Consider the following 14876-nt stretch of genomic DNA (forward strand, 5'->3'; position numbering starts at 1 on the left):
ATAATTACTCCAATCCGTTAAGTAAATTCCTAATATTCCTAATAGTAAATCTATTTTTTATGCAATGAACTCCGAATATTAAGACTTTTTTCTTTGCATAAATTTTTTGATGGTGTTCAAGGGAATCAAAGTCTTCAACATGAGCTAGACCGATGCTTCTTCGGATTAATTCACATCCAATAACCCCAATTGCATCTATCCAATATCCTTCCAGTTTTTCTTTAATTAGAGCTTTTTGGTTAAATGGTCTAACACTATGCTCTTCCCATAGTTGAGTAAATGTTTCATTAAACACTTTTTCGATGGTTAAAATATGATCGAAAATTTCGTCTTTTAATTCAGTACGGCTGAACAGTTGAAACAGTAAATTTGCTTGAATTTGCCCTAAATCAAATCCGATTGGTCCGACAAATGCAAATTCAGGGTCAATGACTTTTGTTTCTGTTGCAGATGCGAAAATGCTTCCCGTATGTAAATCACCATGTAATAACGCTTCTTTTTTCGATAAGAAATCTAATTTTAGTTTTGCCACCTCAAGTTGTAGATCTGCATCATTCCATAGCACTTGAATTTCGTCTGTTAATTCTTCTTCAAAACTATTTGTTTCACTATTAAAAAATGGATCTGTGAAAACAAGATTTTCTGTTATATCACATAATTCAGGATTATTAAAAAGATACTCTAACTCTTTTTTCTTAGCAGGTGAAGCTCCGAAATCTGAAGTGTAAAATAATGATTTTGCTAGAAATTCTCCGATATGTTCAGCTAAAAACGGATAGCTTTTCTTCTCAATAAGTCCTTTTCGTAAAATTTGCAAGTGTGAAAGATCTTCCATTACAGTTACAGCTTGCTCTTCATCATGCGCTAAAATTTTTGGTGCATGCAATGGGATTAACTCATTGTATATTTTTGTCGCATTACTTTCGATCGTAGCTCGCTTTAAAGTAAGTGGCCAGCTTTCACCGACAACTTTTGCATATGGTAGAGCCTGCTTTATAATTAACCCTTTCTCGCTTCCTAATGGTTTAACTCTAAACACTAAATTTAAATTTCCATCCCCGATTTCTATACTTTCACAACGTTCATTTTTAAAATAGCCAAGTTTTTGTAAATAAGTAATCGCAGTTTGTTCTGTTAAAGGTCTATATTCTTTTCGTTCAATAACAGTCACTAAATTCATCCCCTTTGAATTTTGCAAAATAAAAAGCCTCTTTTCCGAGACGAAAAGAGGCAATACTAATTGGCTTTCGTCTCTTATCTACCAGAAAATTTCTTTTCTGTTGGAATTAGCACCGTGCCTTACTGAGCATTTAAGCTCAAGGCGTAAATAATACGCCCCATTTCACAATGGTATTACGGTCGGTTGCTGGGCATCGTCGGGCCAAATCCCTCCGCCTACTCGAAATAAGAGTTCGCATATTTGATTTTATAATCGTATTTTAGTTTATACATTTTTAATTTGTCAATTACTTTTTTGAAACTTTTTGTAAATTTCTTCTTTTCTGTCTTCAAAAATAGGGATTGTACCTCGTATTTCGTCTACTTTTTTCGGATCAATTTCACCAAAAACAATTTCTTCATTCACGCTACCTTTGGAAATTACTTCACCCCAAGGGTCAATAATCATAGATCCTCCACCAAATGTGTTCGCTAAATCTTTCCCTACCCGATTACACGCAACAACATAACACTGATTTTCGATTGCTCTTGCTTTTAATAAAATTTCCCAATGATTCATTCTTTGAATTGGCCATTCGGCAACGAAAAATAAAACTTTTGCACCTTTTTGCGAATGAGCGCCAATCCATTCTGGAAAACGCAAATCATAGCAAACAAAACCTGCAGCCGTTAATCCATCGATTTCAAACAGACCATCTGTTTTTCCTGATTGAAGATAGTGATGCTCGTTCATTAACTGGAATAAATGAACTTTGTCATACGATTTTACAACCTCGCCAGTATTGTTAATCACAATTAACGTATTCGTAACACCATTTTCTCTAGCAATAGGGAACGAACCAGCAATCAATAGTACATTATTCGATTTTGCAATGGACTGAAGTTCAGAAATAATTGCTTCTTGTTCACCTGTGTGCAAGTCAATTTCTTTTAGACAATAGCCCGTTGTCCATAGCTCAGGTAATACGATTACACGAATATTTTCTTTCAGTGCCTCGTTTATTTGCGTTCTTATTTTCTCTAAATTAGCCTTTGATTCTCCTAAAATAACGTCACATTGAATACACGCAATTTTAATCACAATTTATTCACCCTATTCTAAATTTTATAGACATTTTTACATCGAGCATATATGATGGTGAAAGTTATTGCAACAGTCGTTCATGAAAATCATTCGATTAAGAAACGATTTATTAAATTAATTTTATTATATTTTTGGAGTGATACACTTGAATCATAGTAAACTATTAAACAATTTACCAAAACAATTTTTTGCATCACTAGTTCAAAAAGTGAATCAGTCAATCGGTAATGGTCATGATGTCATTAATCTTGGTCAAGGAAATCCAGATCAACCTACACCTGACCATATTATTAAAGCACTACAAAAATCTGTTGAAAACCCTTTAACTCATCGTTATTCTCCGTTTAGAGGATTGAGCTCTTTAAAAAAAGCTGTTGTCGAATTTTACAAACGAGAGTATGATGTTGATTTAGACCCAGAGGAAGAAGTAGCCATATTATTCGGTGGTAAAGCTGGATTAGTTGAGCTACCACTTTGTTTATGTGACCCAGGAGATACAATTTTAGTACCTGACCCAGGCTACCCAGACTATTTATCTGGTATATCCCTTTCCAAAACAGTACCATACATGCTCCCATTACTTGAGCAAAATCAATTTTTACCAGATTATCAATTAATTCCTCATGATGTTTTGGATGCTAGTAAAATATTATTTATCAATTATCCAAATAATCCAACAGGTGCTATAGCAACAGAAGAATTTTTTAAAGAAACAGTTGAGCTTGCAAAAAATAATAATATTACAGTTTGTCATGATTTTGCATATGGTGCATTTGGTTTTGACGGCAAAAAACCTTTAAGTTATCTTCAAACACCAGGAGCAAAGGAATGCGGGATTGAAATCTATACCCTTTCTAAAACTTATAATATGGCGGGTTGGAGAATCGGTTTTGCAGTTGGAAATAAAGAGGTCATTTCAGCAATTAATCTATTACAGGATCATCTTTATGTTAGCATCTTCCCTGCTGTTCAAGAAGCTGCAGTAGCCGCTCTAACTCAATCGCAAGATAGTGTAAAACAACTTTTAGCTCTTTATGAAGAGCGTAGAAATGTATTTATTAGTGGCTGCCATGAAATCGGCTGGGAAGTAACAGCACCAGCAGGTTCGTTTTTTGCCTGGTTAAGGATTCCATCAGGTTTTACATCACAGGAATTTGCTGATCTATTACTTGAAAAAGCACATATCGCAGTTGCTCCAGGAAATGGATTTGGAGAGTATGGTGAAGGTTATGTAAGAGTCGGTCTCCTTTCAGATACTGATCGATTGAAAGAAGCAGTTGCTAGATTAAAAGAGATTGAAATATTTTCTAAATTTAATGTTTGACAATTATGATTGTTCATGAAATAATGCGATTAGATTAAGTATTCAAAATTAAATATTAACTTTATTCAGAGTAGGTGGAGGGACCGAGCCCGATGAAACCCGGCAACCGGCTAGTTAACTAGTACGGTGCTAATTCTCGCAGCATTTGCTGGCAGATAAGGTGTAGGTAAACCTCTCCTTAGTGGAGAGGTTTTTTGTTTGATTAAAACTTTTTGGAGGTTTTGAAATGAGTGGAGTAATAGCAACTTACCAAGTTTATGATAAAAATCATCATTTGGAAAAAAAGGCAGAGGCAATTGCGTTAGGTTTAACGGTTGGTTCTTGGACGAATTTACCTCAAAATGATCAAATTCAATTACAAAAACATAAAGGCAAAGTACTTTCAGTTCGTGAATTAGATTGCGAAGAAAATATCGTTAACTTTTTAGGGTATAAACCGACAAAAGGAATGATTGAAATCTACTATCCTAGCTTAAATTTCACCTCTGATCTACCAGCTATTTTAACGACTGTTTTCGGTAAGCTATCCCTTGATGGAGAAGTCAAACTAATTGATTTAAATTTTACTGATGATATTCTATCTCTTTTTCCAGGTCCAAAATTTGGTATTAAAGGCATTCGAGAGAAATTGGACGTCTATGATCGACCTTTATTAATGAGCATTTTCAAATCAATTATCGGCAGAGATATTCAATACATTTCAGACGAATTAAAAAAGCAAGCTTTAGGTGGTGTTGATTTAATTAAAGATGACGAGATTCTTTTTGACACAAATACATCAATAACGGATCGTGTTACGTACGGTAAAAATATATTGAACCAAGTTTATGAGAAAACAGGACATAAAACATTATATGCCGTGAATTTAACTGGCCGTACATATGAACTAAAAGAAAAAGCATTACGTGCAGTTGAAGCTGGGGTCGATGTATTTTTATTAAATGTATTCTCGTATGGAATTGATGTACTGCAAGGTTTGGCAGAAGATCCATCAATTAATATTCCAATTATGGCTCATCCTGCAGTATCAGGTGCATATACAGCATCACCAATTTATGGAATCGACGCTGGATTATTACTAGGGAAACTTTTACGAATTGCTGGTGCAGATTTTAGTCTTTTCCCTTCTCCATATGGATCCGTTGCATTACAAAAAGAGACAGCTTTAAAAATTGCTGAAAATTTAACGATATCAAATGGATTAAAAGAAACTTTTCCAGTACCATCTGCTGGAATTCACCCAGGTCTTGTGCCTCAATTAATTCAAGATTTTGGAATTGAGCAAGTCATCAATGCTGGTGGCGGTGTTCATGGTCATCCGGACGGTCCAATTGGTGGAGGGAATGCATTTAGAGAAGCAATTTCAGCAACACTTTCTGGAGTTGAGCTAGAAGACTACGCACTTCCAAATACATCATTACAAAAAGCATTACAACTTTGGGGGTAAACAACAATGGCAATAAAGATTTTTTGTGATTTTGATGGAACAATTACTGAAGGGGACAATATCGTTAATTTAATTAAAGAATTTGCTCCTCCCTCTGTAAGTGAACAAATAAATGACGTATTAAATGGCAATCTATCGATTCGAGAAGGCGTAGAGAAAATGTTTGCTACAATTCCTTCATTGAAAAAACAAGAAATGACCGATTTTGTAATTGATCGAACTGTCATTCGAGATGGTTTTAGCGATTTTATTCAATTTGTAAGAGCTCAACAATATGAGTTAAAAGTTGTAAGTGGTGGACTAGACTTTTTCGTTCATCCAATATTAGCCGATTACCTTCCACTTTCGGATGTTTTATGTAATCGTACTGACTTTACAGGTCAAACGGTAAAAATTCATTGGGATCACTCTTGTGATGAAAACTGTACGAATGATTGTGGAATGTGTAAGCCATCTGTTAAAAGAAAGTTTAGTGAATCAAATGATTTTATCATCGTCATTGGTGATTCAATTACTGACTTACAAATTGCCAAGGAAGCCAATTTAATTTTTGCTCGAGATTTCTTAAAAGATAAATGCAAAGAATTATCTTTACCTTTTATTTCTTTTGAAAATTTCTATGATATTCGAGCTTCATTAGAAAAGGAGGTGCTAGTATGAAGAACTTTTTCAAACATTATGATGAAATCCGCGAGGTAAAAAAAGTACTTGCAAAACGAGATTGGTTTTTAGGAACTAGCGGAAACTTATCAATTAAAGTAAATGATGAACCTTTAAACTTTTTAGTTACAACTAGTAGTAAAGATAAAACGAAACATACTTATGACGATTTTTTACTCGTTAATGAATTTGACCAATCTGTTTGGGATGAATCAAAAAAACCATCAGCTGAAGCCATTTTACATCGTCTAATTTATCAACACACGAATGCAAATTGTGTTCTTCATGTACACACTTTAGCAAATAATTTTATAACAAAGGATTTTCCAGATCAGAATGAGTTATCTTTTTCTGGGATCGAAATCATTAAAGCATTAGGACTATGGGAAGAAGATGCAGAAATTACCATTCCAATTATAAAAAATCATGCTCATATCCCTACTCTTGCAAATGAATTTCTACCTCATATTAAAAATGATCATGGTGCTGTACTAATTCATAATCATGGTATAACAGTATGGGCCGAATCAGCATTTGAAGCTAAAAAACAGTTAGAAGCTTATGAGTTTCTATTTCAATACGCATTACAAAGTATACAAAAAAATTTATTTATAAAGAATTAATTTGGAGGAATGAAGAATGGCAACTATTTGGGTAGAAAAAAAAGATTATCATATTACAAGTAATGTTGAAGTAAAAGCATATTTAGAAGAACAAGGTGTAATTTACGAAAATTGGAATATTGAACAATTACATAGTTCGTTACAAGAAAAATTTATTTTATCAGATGAAGAAAAAGCAGCAATTCTTGAAACGTTTAAAGCTGAAATCGACAGTATTTCATCAAGACGTGGCTATTTAGCGAGCGATATTATTACTCTTTCAGAAGCAACGCCAAATCTTGATGAATTACTTAAAAACTTCAATCGTGAACATCATCATACAGATGACGAAGTACGCTTCATTGTAAGTGGTCACGGTACGTTTATTATCGAAGGAAATGAAGGCTTTTTCCATGTTAATTTGAATCCTGGAGATTTAATTTCAGTACCACCAAATGTACGCCACTACTTCACTTTAGCAGAGGATCGTAAAGTAGTAGCTGTTCGATTATTTGTTACGACTGAAGGTTGGGTACCGATTTACGAATAATTTGATAAAAAAAATTGACTCATATCCACTTTAGGATATGAGTCAATTAATTTTCTTCTTCATTAAAATGATCATCTCGATAATCGATATATAACGACCCATCGGTTTGTACTTCTACAAAAAACACTTCTGAAATTGATTTTATGCCTACCCTCTCAAGTTGAGCCATTAACCATTTTTTATCCAAGTTTAATTTTGATAATGCGTCTTCATTTACTTCTCCGTCTGATACGACAGCTGTAGAAGTTGGGAATAATAACGTTTTTTTCCATGTTTTATTTTTTTTCGTTTTAACATCTTTTGTTTTCATAATAGATAGACTGCCATCAGTTTCAAATATTGCGTACTCTACATCTTTCAACGAATAAATATTTTCATTACGAAGCATTCCTTGAAATTGCTCTGTATTTAATCTAGCTCTTTTTAATGCATTTTCCATTATTTTTCCTTGTCTAATTAAAATAATTGGTTCCCCAACAATCAACCGACGTACAGATTTTGATTTTAAACTTAAAAAACCCATGATGATTGTCAAAACTGACCAGCCAACTAATCCGATGATTCCATCCTCTATATCTAATGTTTTTGATGTTGAAATCGATGCGGCTATATTCCCGATTGTAATGGCTGTAATAAATGTAAAAACATCTAATTGACTAATCTCCTTCTTCCCCATAAATCTCGTTAAAATTAATAAAACAAAAAATGAGCATATGACTCTTAGTACTACTTCATTAAAGCTCATTTCGTTCATCCTTTCTCTTTCAAAAAACATTTCACCTATTTATTAATCAACTTAGCGTTTGAAAAATAGAACGAAACTATTCAAAATTAGATAAAACCTGACCGTTTACTTTCCTCATAAATTACCGATTATTGAAGAAAATATGACTAATCAATGATAATCGACTAATATCCTGGGGTGAGATCTTGAGTAAAAAACTTACACTAATCGGCTTAATATTAATGGTATTTACGACCGTTTATGGTTTTGGGAATATACCTACAGCTTTTTATTTAATGGGATATAGCGCAATCCCATGGTATTTACTCTCAGCTATTACTTTTTTTATACCTTTTGCCTTTATGATGGCTGAGTTCGGAGCTGCATATAAGCATTCAGAAGGTGGAATTTATACATGGATGGCAGATTCAGTTGGGCCAAGATTCGCATTTATCGGAACCTTTATGTGGTTCTCTTCCTATGTAATTTATATGGTCAGTGTCTCTTCAAAGGTTTGGATTCCCTTATCAACATTTATTTTCGGTAGTGACAAAACGCAAACCCTTTCATTATTCGGACTTTCTTCTACTCAATCAATTGGCTTATTAGCACTACTCTGGATGATAGTTGTAACTTACTTTGCTTCAAAAGGGATTGAAAGTATAAGTAAAGTAACAACGATCGGTGGGGTTACAGTTTTCTCATTAAATATATTATTGCTAATCACGAGTATCATTATTTTTCTATTCAATGGAGGAAAATTTGCTCAACCGATTAAAAGCTTTTCATCTGCATTTGCTCACTCCCCTAATCCAAATTATCTATCTACCCTAGCAATCTTATCATTCGTGGTTTTTTCAATCTTTGCATATGGCGGTTTAGAAGCAATTGGGGGGTTAGTTGATCAAACGGAAAACGCAGAACGCAATTTCCCAAAAGGGATTACAATATCAGCAGTTATTATCTCTGTAGGCTATTCATTAGGTATTTTTTTAGTAGGTATTTTTATTGACTGGTCAAATGATTTAAGTGCTAGTACAACGAATTTAGGGAACATAACATTTGTTTTAATGTACAATTTAGGATTAGAACTTGGAAAAGCACTTACTTTATCAACACATACTGCCGATCAAATTGGGATATGGTTTGCAAGAATTACTGGTTTATCAATGTTTCTTGCATATACCGGGGCATTTTTCACATTAATTTATTCACCAATAAAAACAATCATTAAAGGTACACCAAAATTCTTATGGCCAACAAAATTCACAGAAACAAATGAAAAAGATATGCCTGTTAATGCGATGTGGGTACAATTCGTAATTGTATCACTCATTATTGTCCTCACATCGTTTGGCGGTGAAGGAGCATCATCATTTTTTAATAAAATAACTTTAATGACGAATGTTTCCATGACATTACCTTATATATTTTTAGGAATCGCCTATCCAATGTTTAAAAGAAATGAGCAAATCGATAAACCATTTCAAATTTTAAAATCGTATCCATCAGCTTTATTCGTCAGCATTCTCATTATTTTAGTAGTTGGATTTGCAAACTTTTTTACAATCATCCAACCGGCAATGGTAGGTGATTACAACTCAACAATATGGATGATCGCAGGTCCAATATTCTTTTCAATATTAGCTTTACTAATTCTTAACCGGTCAAGAAAACATACCAAAAAAGAGAAGAAAATTGCTTAGAAAACTTCCCACTAATTGTTAATCACAATTTTCGAAAGTAAGTTGGACAGATAGCACATACTATAAATGGAGGTGATATTCATGGGTCACAATCAAAATCCACATGTAAAAAAGAAAAACAAAAATAAAGGGCAACCTATTCCAGCTGCGGTTAATTCAGAAGGCTATTTTGCGCCAAGTAAATCAAATACCGAAGCTCTTAATGAAGTTAAAAATTCATAAAGTAAACTTGTCGTTTTGTAACGAATGAAATTTTCTTCTATGTTATATAATTCTAAATGCGTAAAAAAATGACCGTCAATCTCTTGGCGGTCTATTTACTCATCGAATCTGCAGATCTTACTAAATCTCGTATAGTGTATTGTTTACCAGTTTCCTCTGAAAAAAGAATTGAAATCGAATGATAAAGCCCGTCCTTCTTCCAACGAATTGTTTTTGTATTATCATCATCAGCAACAATGAAAACTTTAGTTCCATCTTTCAATTTCGTTGTTTTTAATTGTTGTTGTTCATTTGGGAATAAAGGTTTTTTATTATGATAAGTGATGACAAATAGTATGACTTCTCTTTCTTCATTCGAGTATTTAAACAAAGTAGCATTTATCGCTCCATTTTCATTTTTTTGCACATCCATTGAGACATCCTTTGCGATAAACGGTATCTTTTTTGGGACAACTAGTTCTTCTTGTACATCTTTAGGTAATTGATTTACTACTTGTCTAATCGTTTTAGGATATTCTTTTTTTAATGATTCAACCGCTCCGTTACCATGAGAACAAGCAGTTAATACTAGAATTGTGAATAAAATTATAATTTTTTTCAATAACATGCCCCTTTTTCTAAAATAAAAACTGTCTGTATATACAAGACAGTCTTAAAACATATTTTTTTTAAGGTTCAACAATTACGATTTTTCCTTTTTGTACATATAGCATAATTTCTGTGTTATCTGTTTCATTTCGGTATGTATAGCATGTAAGATCATCAAACCCACCGTGAGAAACATCATGAACTGTATCAACTAATTTATATTTATTACCTCTAAATTCTATTTTTCTTTCAATGGATGGTTGCTCCGTTAAAATTTGTTCCTTTGATCGAAAATTCATCAAATCACTCCTTTGTTCAACATTAGTATAGCCATATTCTTAGTTTTCAATTTTATGTAGTCTACTTAAATTAGCTTTGCAGAAAACTCCTACCCTGATTAGAAAAGCTCATCATACTACCCGTTTATTTTCACTTGAATTCTTAATAGTTGCCATTTTCAGCATGATAAAAATTTAGTTTTCATAGTAATTATAAATAGAATTAAAACTTCATCTTACTAAAAATCTTAAAGGCTTTTATAAGGAGGTTAATTCATGCCAAGTTGGAAAAATAAATTTATCCCAATAAATCAATATACAAGGTCAGGTCAAAAATTAAATGGAGTTAAAAAAATTGTTATTCATTGGACGGCAAACCCTGGTGCTACTGCAAACGGACATTATCAATATTTTAGTGAAGTTTTGCCCAAACAAAATGCTGAGGCAATTAGTCAAGGGAGAAATCCATCTTATGCATCCGCACATATTTTTGTAGATCCAAAAGAGGCAATTTGTATCGTCCCTTTAAATGAAGTGACATTCCATGCAAATGAAAAATATACTTATGTGAATGGTGTACCCTTTCGAGGTGTTGAATCATTAAAACCAAATGCCAATTTATTATCAATTTCTGTTGAGATGTGTGTAGAAAAGAATAATCGTATTTCAAATACAACAATCAATCGAACAGTAATGGTTGTGAATGATTTATGTTCAATGTTTAATTTAACTCAAAAAGATATTGTACGTCATTTTGATGTGACTAGAAAACCATGTCCATATCCGTTTGTAAAGTATAGTGATATTTTTAAAAATTTCAAAACAAATGTAGGGCATTTATTGAATCACTCATTAAAATACCCTGGTCATGTTATGAAAATAGGAGATTCAAATATTTATGTCATTACCATTCAACAGCTTTTAGGCATAACCCCAGACGGTCATTTCGGTACCCAGACCGCAAATGCTGTAAAACTATTTCAACAACGGATCGGTTTAACACCAGACGGAATTGTTGGAGAAAAAACTTGGAGCATGTTAAATAAATGATCCAAGATGTTATCATAAATATTTATCGTACTTCGAGAGCAAATTTTAAAAATTGCACGAACAAAATCGATTGTTCTTTCATCATTATTTCCTCCGCTGAGAGTATTGCATAATCTAGCGCAAGTCCATCAATAAATGAAACAATCATTCTTCCTAAAATTTCACTATCATACTTCTTACTAAATTCTCTGTTTATCTGTCCTTCTTTTATAATATCAGAAAAGATTTTAACCCCTAAAAAATATCGTTCTTTCCCATACTCTTTTCTTCTTTTATCATTTCTACCCGTTATGAAAAACTCTAAATGAACTGGTGCCAAAGGATCCATTCGATCATTTGGCACTCTTTTTTCACCGAACATTCTTAATAAAAGTAATTCCCAATATGAATCAACATTTTGCTTCAATAATTCACTAGTTTCTTCAGACACTCTTAATAATGACTCAGATAATAGTGATTCAAACACTTCTTCTTTATTAGCAAAGTATTGATATAAGCCACCTCTACTTACATTTGCTGCGTCCATCACATGTTTCATCGTCGTTCTTTCATACCCATTTTCGATAAACACTTGTTTTGCTGCTTCTAAAATTTTAGTTCGACGTTGCTGTTGGTGCTCCTTGCTGACTTTCGGAGACATCTTTCTTCCCCCGCTCTACTCTATTTTTCGTTAAGAATCCTATTAGTGAAACAAATACTAATAGTGAACTAGTTAATATAAATGTTGGAATGACACCAAATACTGTCGATAGCCATCCCCCCAATAAAGGTCCGATAATTGTAGCTGTTGTCGTAACACTGCCTATAACGCCAAATACTCTGCCAGTTAACTCAACTGGGGTATCGACTTGAACGGAGGCCTGAAAGGGAACAAATACTATACCAGCTGCAAATCCTGCAAACAACCCTAATAATGGTGCCCAAACAATTGAAAAATTAAGATTAAAATGCGTGAATAAAGCCATCATACCAAAACCAAGTCCGATTCCACAAACCCCAATTAACATTAAATGATAAGCACGATAATTTGTCTTTTTCGCTAAAATTAAACTCGAAAGAAACATTCCAACACCAGATCCAGTTACTAAATAGCCAAATAAACCTGGTGACGCACCTTTAAGTTCCCTAATTAAAACGATAATTTGCGAATCTGATAACTGCAAGATTAAAAGACTAAAACCTAAAAATAACATACCGACTAAAATTTGAGTATTAGATTTAATAAATGTAACACCTTCCATAAATTCAGTTTTATAGGAAGATTTAGCTTTATCTTTCATTTTTTCCTCTTTAATTTGCTCTATTACTTTTGGAAGCATGAAAATTAAGATCGCAGAGAAAATAAATGATACTGAATTAATATAAAATACAGGCGTTGTACCAGCTGCCGAAACAAGGATCCCACTCAAAATCGGTCCGAAAATTTTTGTTGCCGAATCAATCATCGTTGTAATCGACATCGCGCTTTTGATTTCATCATTCGGAACTAGCTCTTTTAACATACCATTTTTCGCGGGATTAAAAACAGCAGAAAACAATCCAATTGTAAACAAACAAATATAGACCATCCATAAAGTATTTGCTAATGCAAGTAAAACAAATAAACCAGCACGAACAATATCCGATAAAACCATTAATTGCTTTCGACTAAAACGATCTGCTATCGTTCCCGCAACAGGTCCTAATAAAGCCATCGGTACTGCGAGACATAAAATAATAAATGAAACTTCCATTGGAGAAGCATTCCATTTTAATCCTACAAGCGTAATAATCGCAACAATACTTAACCAATCACCAATATTTGAAATCGCTTGAGCAAACATTAATGTTAAGAAACCTTTATTTCTCCTTAGACCCCTCATCCCACTTAGCTCCCTTTAAAAAACGACATTGATGTCGTTTTTATTTAATTATAACGACACTAGTGTCATTTTTCAATTGTTTTTTCTGAAAATTAGCTATATTCCTCGTTTAACTTTATTCAAAATTGGCATTAAAAGTATTAAAATTTTTTGATTGTATTACTTTGGATCAATTTTTTTCATTGAAATGGCAAGGGGATTGTATATTCTTTTACTGAGGTATCAACCTCATGAGGAACTATACAACCGTTTTGGGGGATTTTACTTCCCCATAACACCTTCATCAGGAACTATACAGTTGTTTTATTGCACTTTACTCCCATCTCTTATGCATAATCTCAACACAAAAACCCCACAAGGTCATTAATTTGCCTTGTGGAGTTATCATTGCATGTATTAATCCCCTACTGACTTATTCGGTGGTATGATTTTCCCTTTTCTAGAAGGATTAGAATGACGTTTGTCATCTACTGTATTTATTTCTTCAGGTAAACGGGTTGGCGCTATAGGGACATTTCTTACTTCATAATTGATTACATCGGAAGAATGAAGCGTGACAATCATACTTCCTCCATATTGTTTTGCTCGAATTAAAATTGGTTGATTATATTTATTTTGAAAACGGAAGTCAGGTCCGTACCAGCTAACAGTTGCATCACGTCCTGCTGGTACATATGGGACTCGTCTACTATGGGAATATCTTTCAATAATTTTTAGGCCTGCGCGATCGACTGCATTAAATAGAGTAGAGGACACTTGACATATTCCTCCTCCTACTCCTTCAGACAATTCTCCTCTGACAATGATTGGTGCTCGTTTATATCCCTTTGCTCCACTTCTCTCTCCTACTACTTTATTAAAAGAAAAAATTTCATTTGGGAAAACTACATAATTATCAATTGCTTTTGCTGCAAGTGAAATATTATGAACTCGACTTTTATTATTCGAATTAAAGTAGGTTACATATTGACCAATTTGTTGGATTCTAATATGAGCTAATAATTCACTATCAACTTTAGGATAAATATCCAACTCTGGCACTTCAATTTTAGATGGTCCTTTTCCATAAAAATATGTAGTAAATTTATCCGTAAACTCTTTTTTATATAGCCTGTATCCTACTTGGCCTGGTACAATCCTACCTTGTTCATTAATAGTAGCATTTATTGGATTACGGTAAATTTGTTGATCAAGCTTTTCAATAAATTGATTAAACTTTTTATCGTTTATCATCGGTGTCCCTGGAAGTGACATTGTAAAATCTTCGCGATTCACTACTGCAATTGGATGGCCATGTTGAATAACAGTTAAGCTGTTAGGAAGCTCAACTGATTGTGTCAGTAATAATAAACTAGCTAGTATTTTTTGTATCATAGTCGAATTTCACCCCAACATTAGTATGAACAAGATTCAATCCTTTCATGTTTTTTCTTTATCGTTCATTTACGTATATATCTTCCCACTACCTTTTTCCATAAAAATAGAGAAGCACATTAAGTCTTCTCGCGGATTTTTACATCTTATTGATTAATTCTGAAGTCATTTTTATTTCTATTATTTTTTGTTGTTTTAGTTCTATTTATTCTTGATTGATAGCTTT

The 14876-nt window shown here is 33.2% G+C and carries 16 protein-coding genes and 2 riboswitches; of the genes, 8 read left to right on the forward strand and 8 right to left on the reverse strand.

The genetic code is table 11. The features are described 5' to 3' along the window. Window positions 1-4: 4 nt before the first annotated feature. On the reverse strand, window positions 5-1171 hold the full coding sequence (gene mtnK, locus CN925_RS20890; protein ID WP_483295221.1) for an S-methyl-5-thioribose kinase: 1167 nt from the start codon (window positions 1169-1171) through the stop codon (window positions 5-7). Between the two features lie 80 nt (window positions 1172-1251). After that, a riboswitch (SAM riboswitch) is annotated at window positions 1252-1411 on the reverse strand. A 51-nt stretch (window positions 1412-1462) separates the two neighbouring features. Next, on the reverse strand, window positions 1463-2257 hold the full coding sequence (locus CN925_RS20895; RefSeq protein ID WP_142339264.1) for a carbon-nitrogen family hydrolase: 795 nt from the start codon (window positions 2255-2257) through the stop codon (window positions 1463-1465). Window positions 2258-2402: 145 nt separating this feature from the next. Between CN925_RS20895 and CN925_RS20900 the strand changes: the two genes are divergently transcribed. From CN925_RS20900 to CN925_RS20920, 5 genes are all read left to right on the forward strand, one after another. After that, window positions 2403-3587 carry a pyridoxal phosphate-dependent aminotransferase gene (locus CN925_RS20900; RefSeq protein ID WP_483295222.1) on the forward strand — a complete coding sequence of 395 codons (1185 nt, stop codon included), beginning with the start codon at window positions 2403-2405 and terminating at the stop codon, window positions 3585-3587. Window positions 3588-3645: 58 nt separating this feature from the next. Continuing rightward, a riboswitch (SAM riboswitch) is annotated at window positions 3646-3749 on the forward strand. A 64-nt stretch (window positions 3750-3813) separates the two neighbouring features. Continuing rightward, window positions 3814-5034: a 2,3-diketo-5-methylthiopentyl-1-phosphate enolase gene (locus CN925_RS20905; protein ID WP_098848718.1), complete on the forward strand. Its 1221-nt coding sequence runs from the start codon at window positions 3814-3816 to the stop codon at window positions 5032-5034. Between the two features lie 6 nt (window positions 5035-5040). Next, window positions 5041-5694, forward strand: coding sequence for a 2-hydroxy-3-keto-5-methylthiopentenyl-1-phosphate phosphatase (locus CN925_RS20910; RefSeq protein WP_098848719.1), 654 nt, complete (start codon window positions 5041-5043; stop codon window positions 5692-5694). Continuing rightward, window positions 5691-6317, forward strand: coding sequence for a methylthioribulose 1-phosphate dehydratase (locus tag CN925_RS20915; protein ID WP_098848720.1), 627 nt, complete (start codon window positions 5691-5693; stop codon window positions 6315-6317). The genes CN925_RS20910 and CN925_RS20915 overlap by 4 nt, the downstream gene beginning before the upstream one ends. Before the next feature lie 16 nt (window positions 6318-6333). Further along, window positions 6334-6846: a cupin domain-containing protein gene (locus tag CN925_RS20920; protein ID WP_098848721.1), complete on the forward strand. Its 513-nt coding sequence runs from the start codon at window positions 6334-6336 to the stop codon at window positions 6844-6846. A 46-nt stretch (window positions 6847-6892) separates the two neighbouring features. On the opposite strand, the gene CN925_RS20925 is transcribed toward CN925_RS20920, so the two are convergent. Further along, window positions 6893-7591 (reverse strand): DUF421 domain-containing protein, encoded by a 699-nt coding sequence (locus tag CN925_RS20925; RefSeq protein ID WP_098848722.1) that lies wholly within the window; start codon window positions 7589-7591, stop codon window positions 6893-6895. Between the two features lie 185 nt (window positions 7592-7776). Between CN925_RS20925 and yjeM the strand changes: the two genes are divergently transcribed. Then, window positions 7777-9276 carry a glutamate/gamma-aminobutyrate family transporter YjeM gene (gene yjeM, locus CN925_RS20930; RefSeq protein WP_286138581.1) on the forward strand — a complete coding sequence of 500 codons (1500 nt, stop codon included), beginning with the start codon at window positions 7777-7779 and terminating at the stop codon, window positions 9274-9276. A gap of 81 nt (window positions 9277-9357) precedes the next feature. Further along, window positions 9358-9498 (forward strand): hypothetical protein, encoded by a 141-nt coding sequence (locus tag CN925_RS21450; protein WP_180233036.1) that lies wholly within the window; start codon window positions 9358-9360, stop codon window positions 9496-9498. 91 nt (window positions 9499-9589) lie between these two features. Here CN925_RS21450 and CN925_RS20935 read toward each other — a convergent pair whose 3' ends face one another. Beyond that, a complete protein-coding gene (locus CN925_RS20935; RefSeq protein WP_098848723.1) occupies window positions 9590-10099 on the reverse strand; it encodes a hypothetical protein in 510 nt (169 codons plus the stop codon). 67 nt (window positions 10100-10166) lie between these two features. Then, complete coding sequence (locus CN925_RS20940; protein WP_098848724.1) at window positions 10167-10385, reverse strand: hypothetical protein; 219 nt, start codon at window positions 10383-10385, stop codon at window positions 10167-10169. A 255-nt stretch (window positions 10386-10640) separates the two neighbouring features. On the opposite strand from CN925_RS20940, the gene CN925_RS21680 reads away from it, so the two are divergent. Then, window positions 10641-11414 carry a peptidoglycan recognition protein family protein gene (locus tag CN925_RS21680; RefSeq protein ID WP_098848725.1) on the forward strand — a complete coding sequence of 258 codons (774 nt, stop codon included), beginning with the start codon at window positions 10641-10643 and terminating at the stop codon, window positions 11412-11414. A gap of 22 nt (window positions 11415-11436) precedes the next feature. Here the strand turns inward: CN925_RS21680 and CN925_RS20950 are convergent, their stop codons facing one another. From CN925_RS20950 to CN925_RS20960, 3 genes are all read right to left on the reverse strand, one after another. Continuing rightward, entirely contained in the window at window positions 11437-12054 is a 618-nt protein-coding gene (locus CN925_RS20950; RefSeq protein ID WP_098848726.1) for a TetR/AcrR family transcriptional regulator, read from the reverse strand. Next, window positions 12008-13276, reverse strand: a complete 1269-nt coding sequence (locus tag CN925_RS20955) for an MFS transporter (RefSeq protein ID WP_098848727.1) — start codon at window positions 13274-13276, stop codon at window positions 12008-12010. The genes CN925_RS20950 and CN925_RS20955 overlap by 47 nt, the downstream gene beginning before the upstream one ends. A gap of 396 nt (window positions 13277-13672) precedes the next feature. Then, on the reverse strand, window positions 13673-14650 hold the full coding sequence (locus CN925_RS20960; RefSeq protein ID WP_098848728.1) for a VanW family protein: 978 nt from the start codon (window positions 14648-14650) through the stop codon (window positions 13673-13675). Between the last annotated feature and the right edge of the window lie 226 nt (window positions 14651-14876).

It is taken from the genome of Bacillus sp. AFS055030 (assembly GCF_002574545.1).
Lineage (GTDB): Bacteria > Bacillota > Bacilli > Bacillales > Bacillaceae_G > Gottfriedia.

Excerpts from the sequence above, each read along its gene's own strand:
- CN925_RS20905 (WP_098848718.1), top strand. The coding sequence starts at position 3,814 with ATGAGTGGAGTAATAGCAACTTACCAAGTTTATGATAAAAATCATCAT.
- CN925_RS20910 (WP_098848719.1), top strand. The coding sequence starts at position 5,041 with ATGGCAATAAAGATTTTTTGTGATTTTGATGGAACAATTACTGAAGGG.
- CN925_RS20915 (WP_098848720.1), top strand. The coding sequence starts at position 5,691 with ATGAAGAACTTTTTCAAACATTATGATGAAATCCGCGAGGTAAAAAAA.
- CN925_RS20920 (WP_098848721.1), top strand. The coding sequence starts at position 6,334 with ATGGCAACTATTTGGGTAGAAAAAAAAGATTATCATATTACAAGTAAT.
- CN925_RS20925 (WP_098848722.1), bottom strand. The coding sequence starts at position 7,591 with ATGAGCTTTAATGAAGTAGTACTAAGAGTCATATGCTCATTTTTTGTT.
- CN925_RS21450 (WP_180233036.1), top strand. The coding sequence starts at position 9,358 with ATGGGTCACAATCAAAATCCACATGTAAAAAAGAAAAACAAAAATAAA.
- CN925_RS20940 (WP_098848724.1), bottom strand. The coding sequence starts at position 10,385 with ATGAATTTTCGATCAAAGGAACAAATTTTAACGGAGCAACCATCCATT.
- CN925_RS21680 (WP_098848725.1), top strand. The coding sequence starts at position 10,641 with ATGCCAAGTTGGAAAAATAAATTTATCCCAATAAATCAATATACAAGG.
- CN925_RS20950 (WP_098848726.1), bottom strand. The coding sequence starts at position 12,054 with ATGTCTCCGAAAGTCAGCAAGGAGCACCAACAGCAACGTCGAACTAAA.
- CN925_RS20955 (WP_098848727.1), bottom strand. The coding sequence starts at position 13,276 with ATGAGGGGTCTAAGGAGAAATAAAGGTTTCTTAACATTAATGTTTGCT.
- CN925_RS20960 (WP_098848728.1), bottom strand. The coding sequence starts at position 14,650 with ATGATACAAAAAATACTAGCTAGTTTATTATTACTGACACAATCAGTT.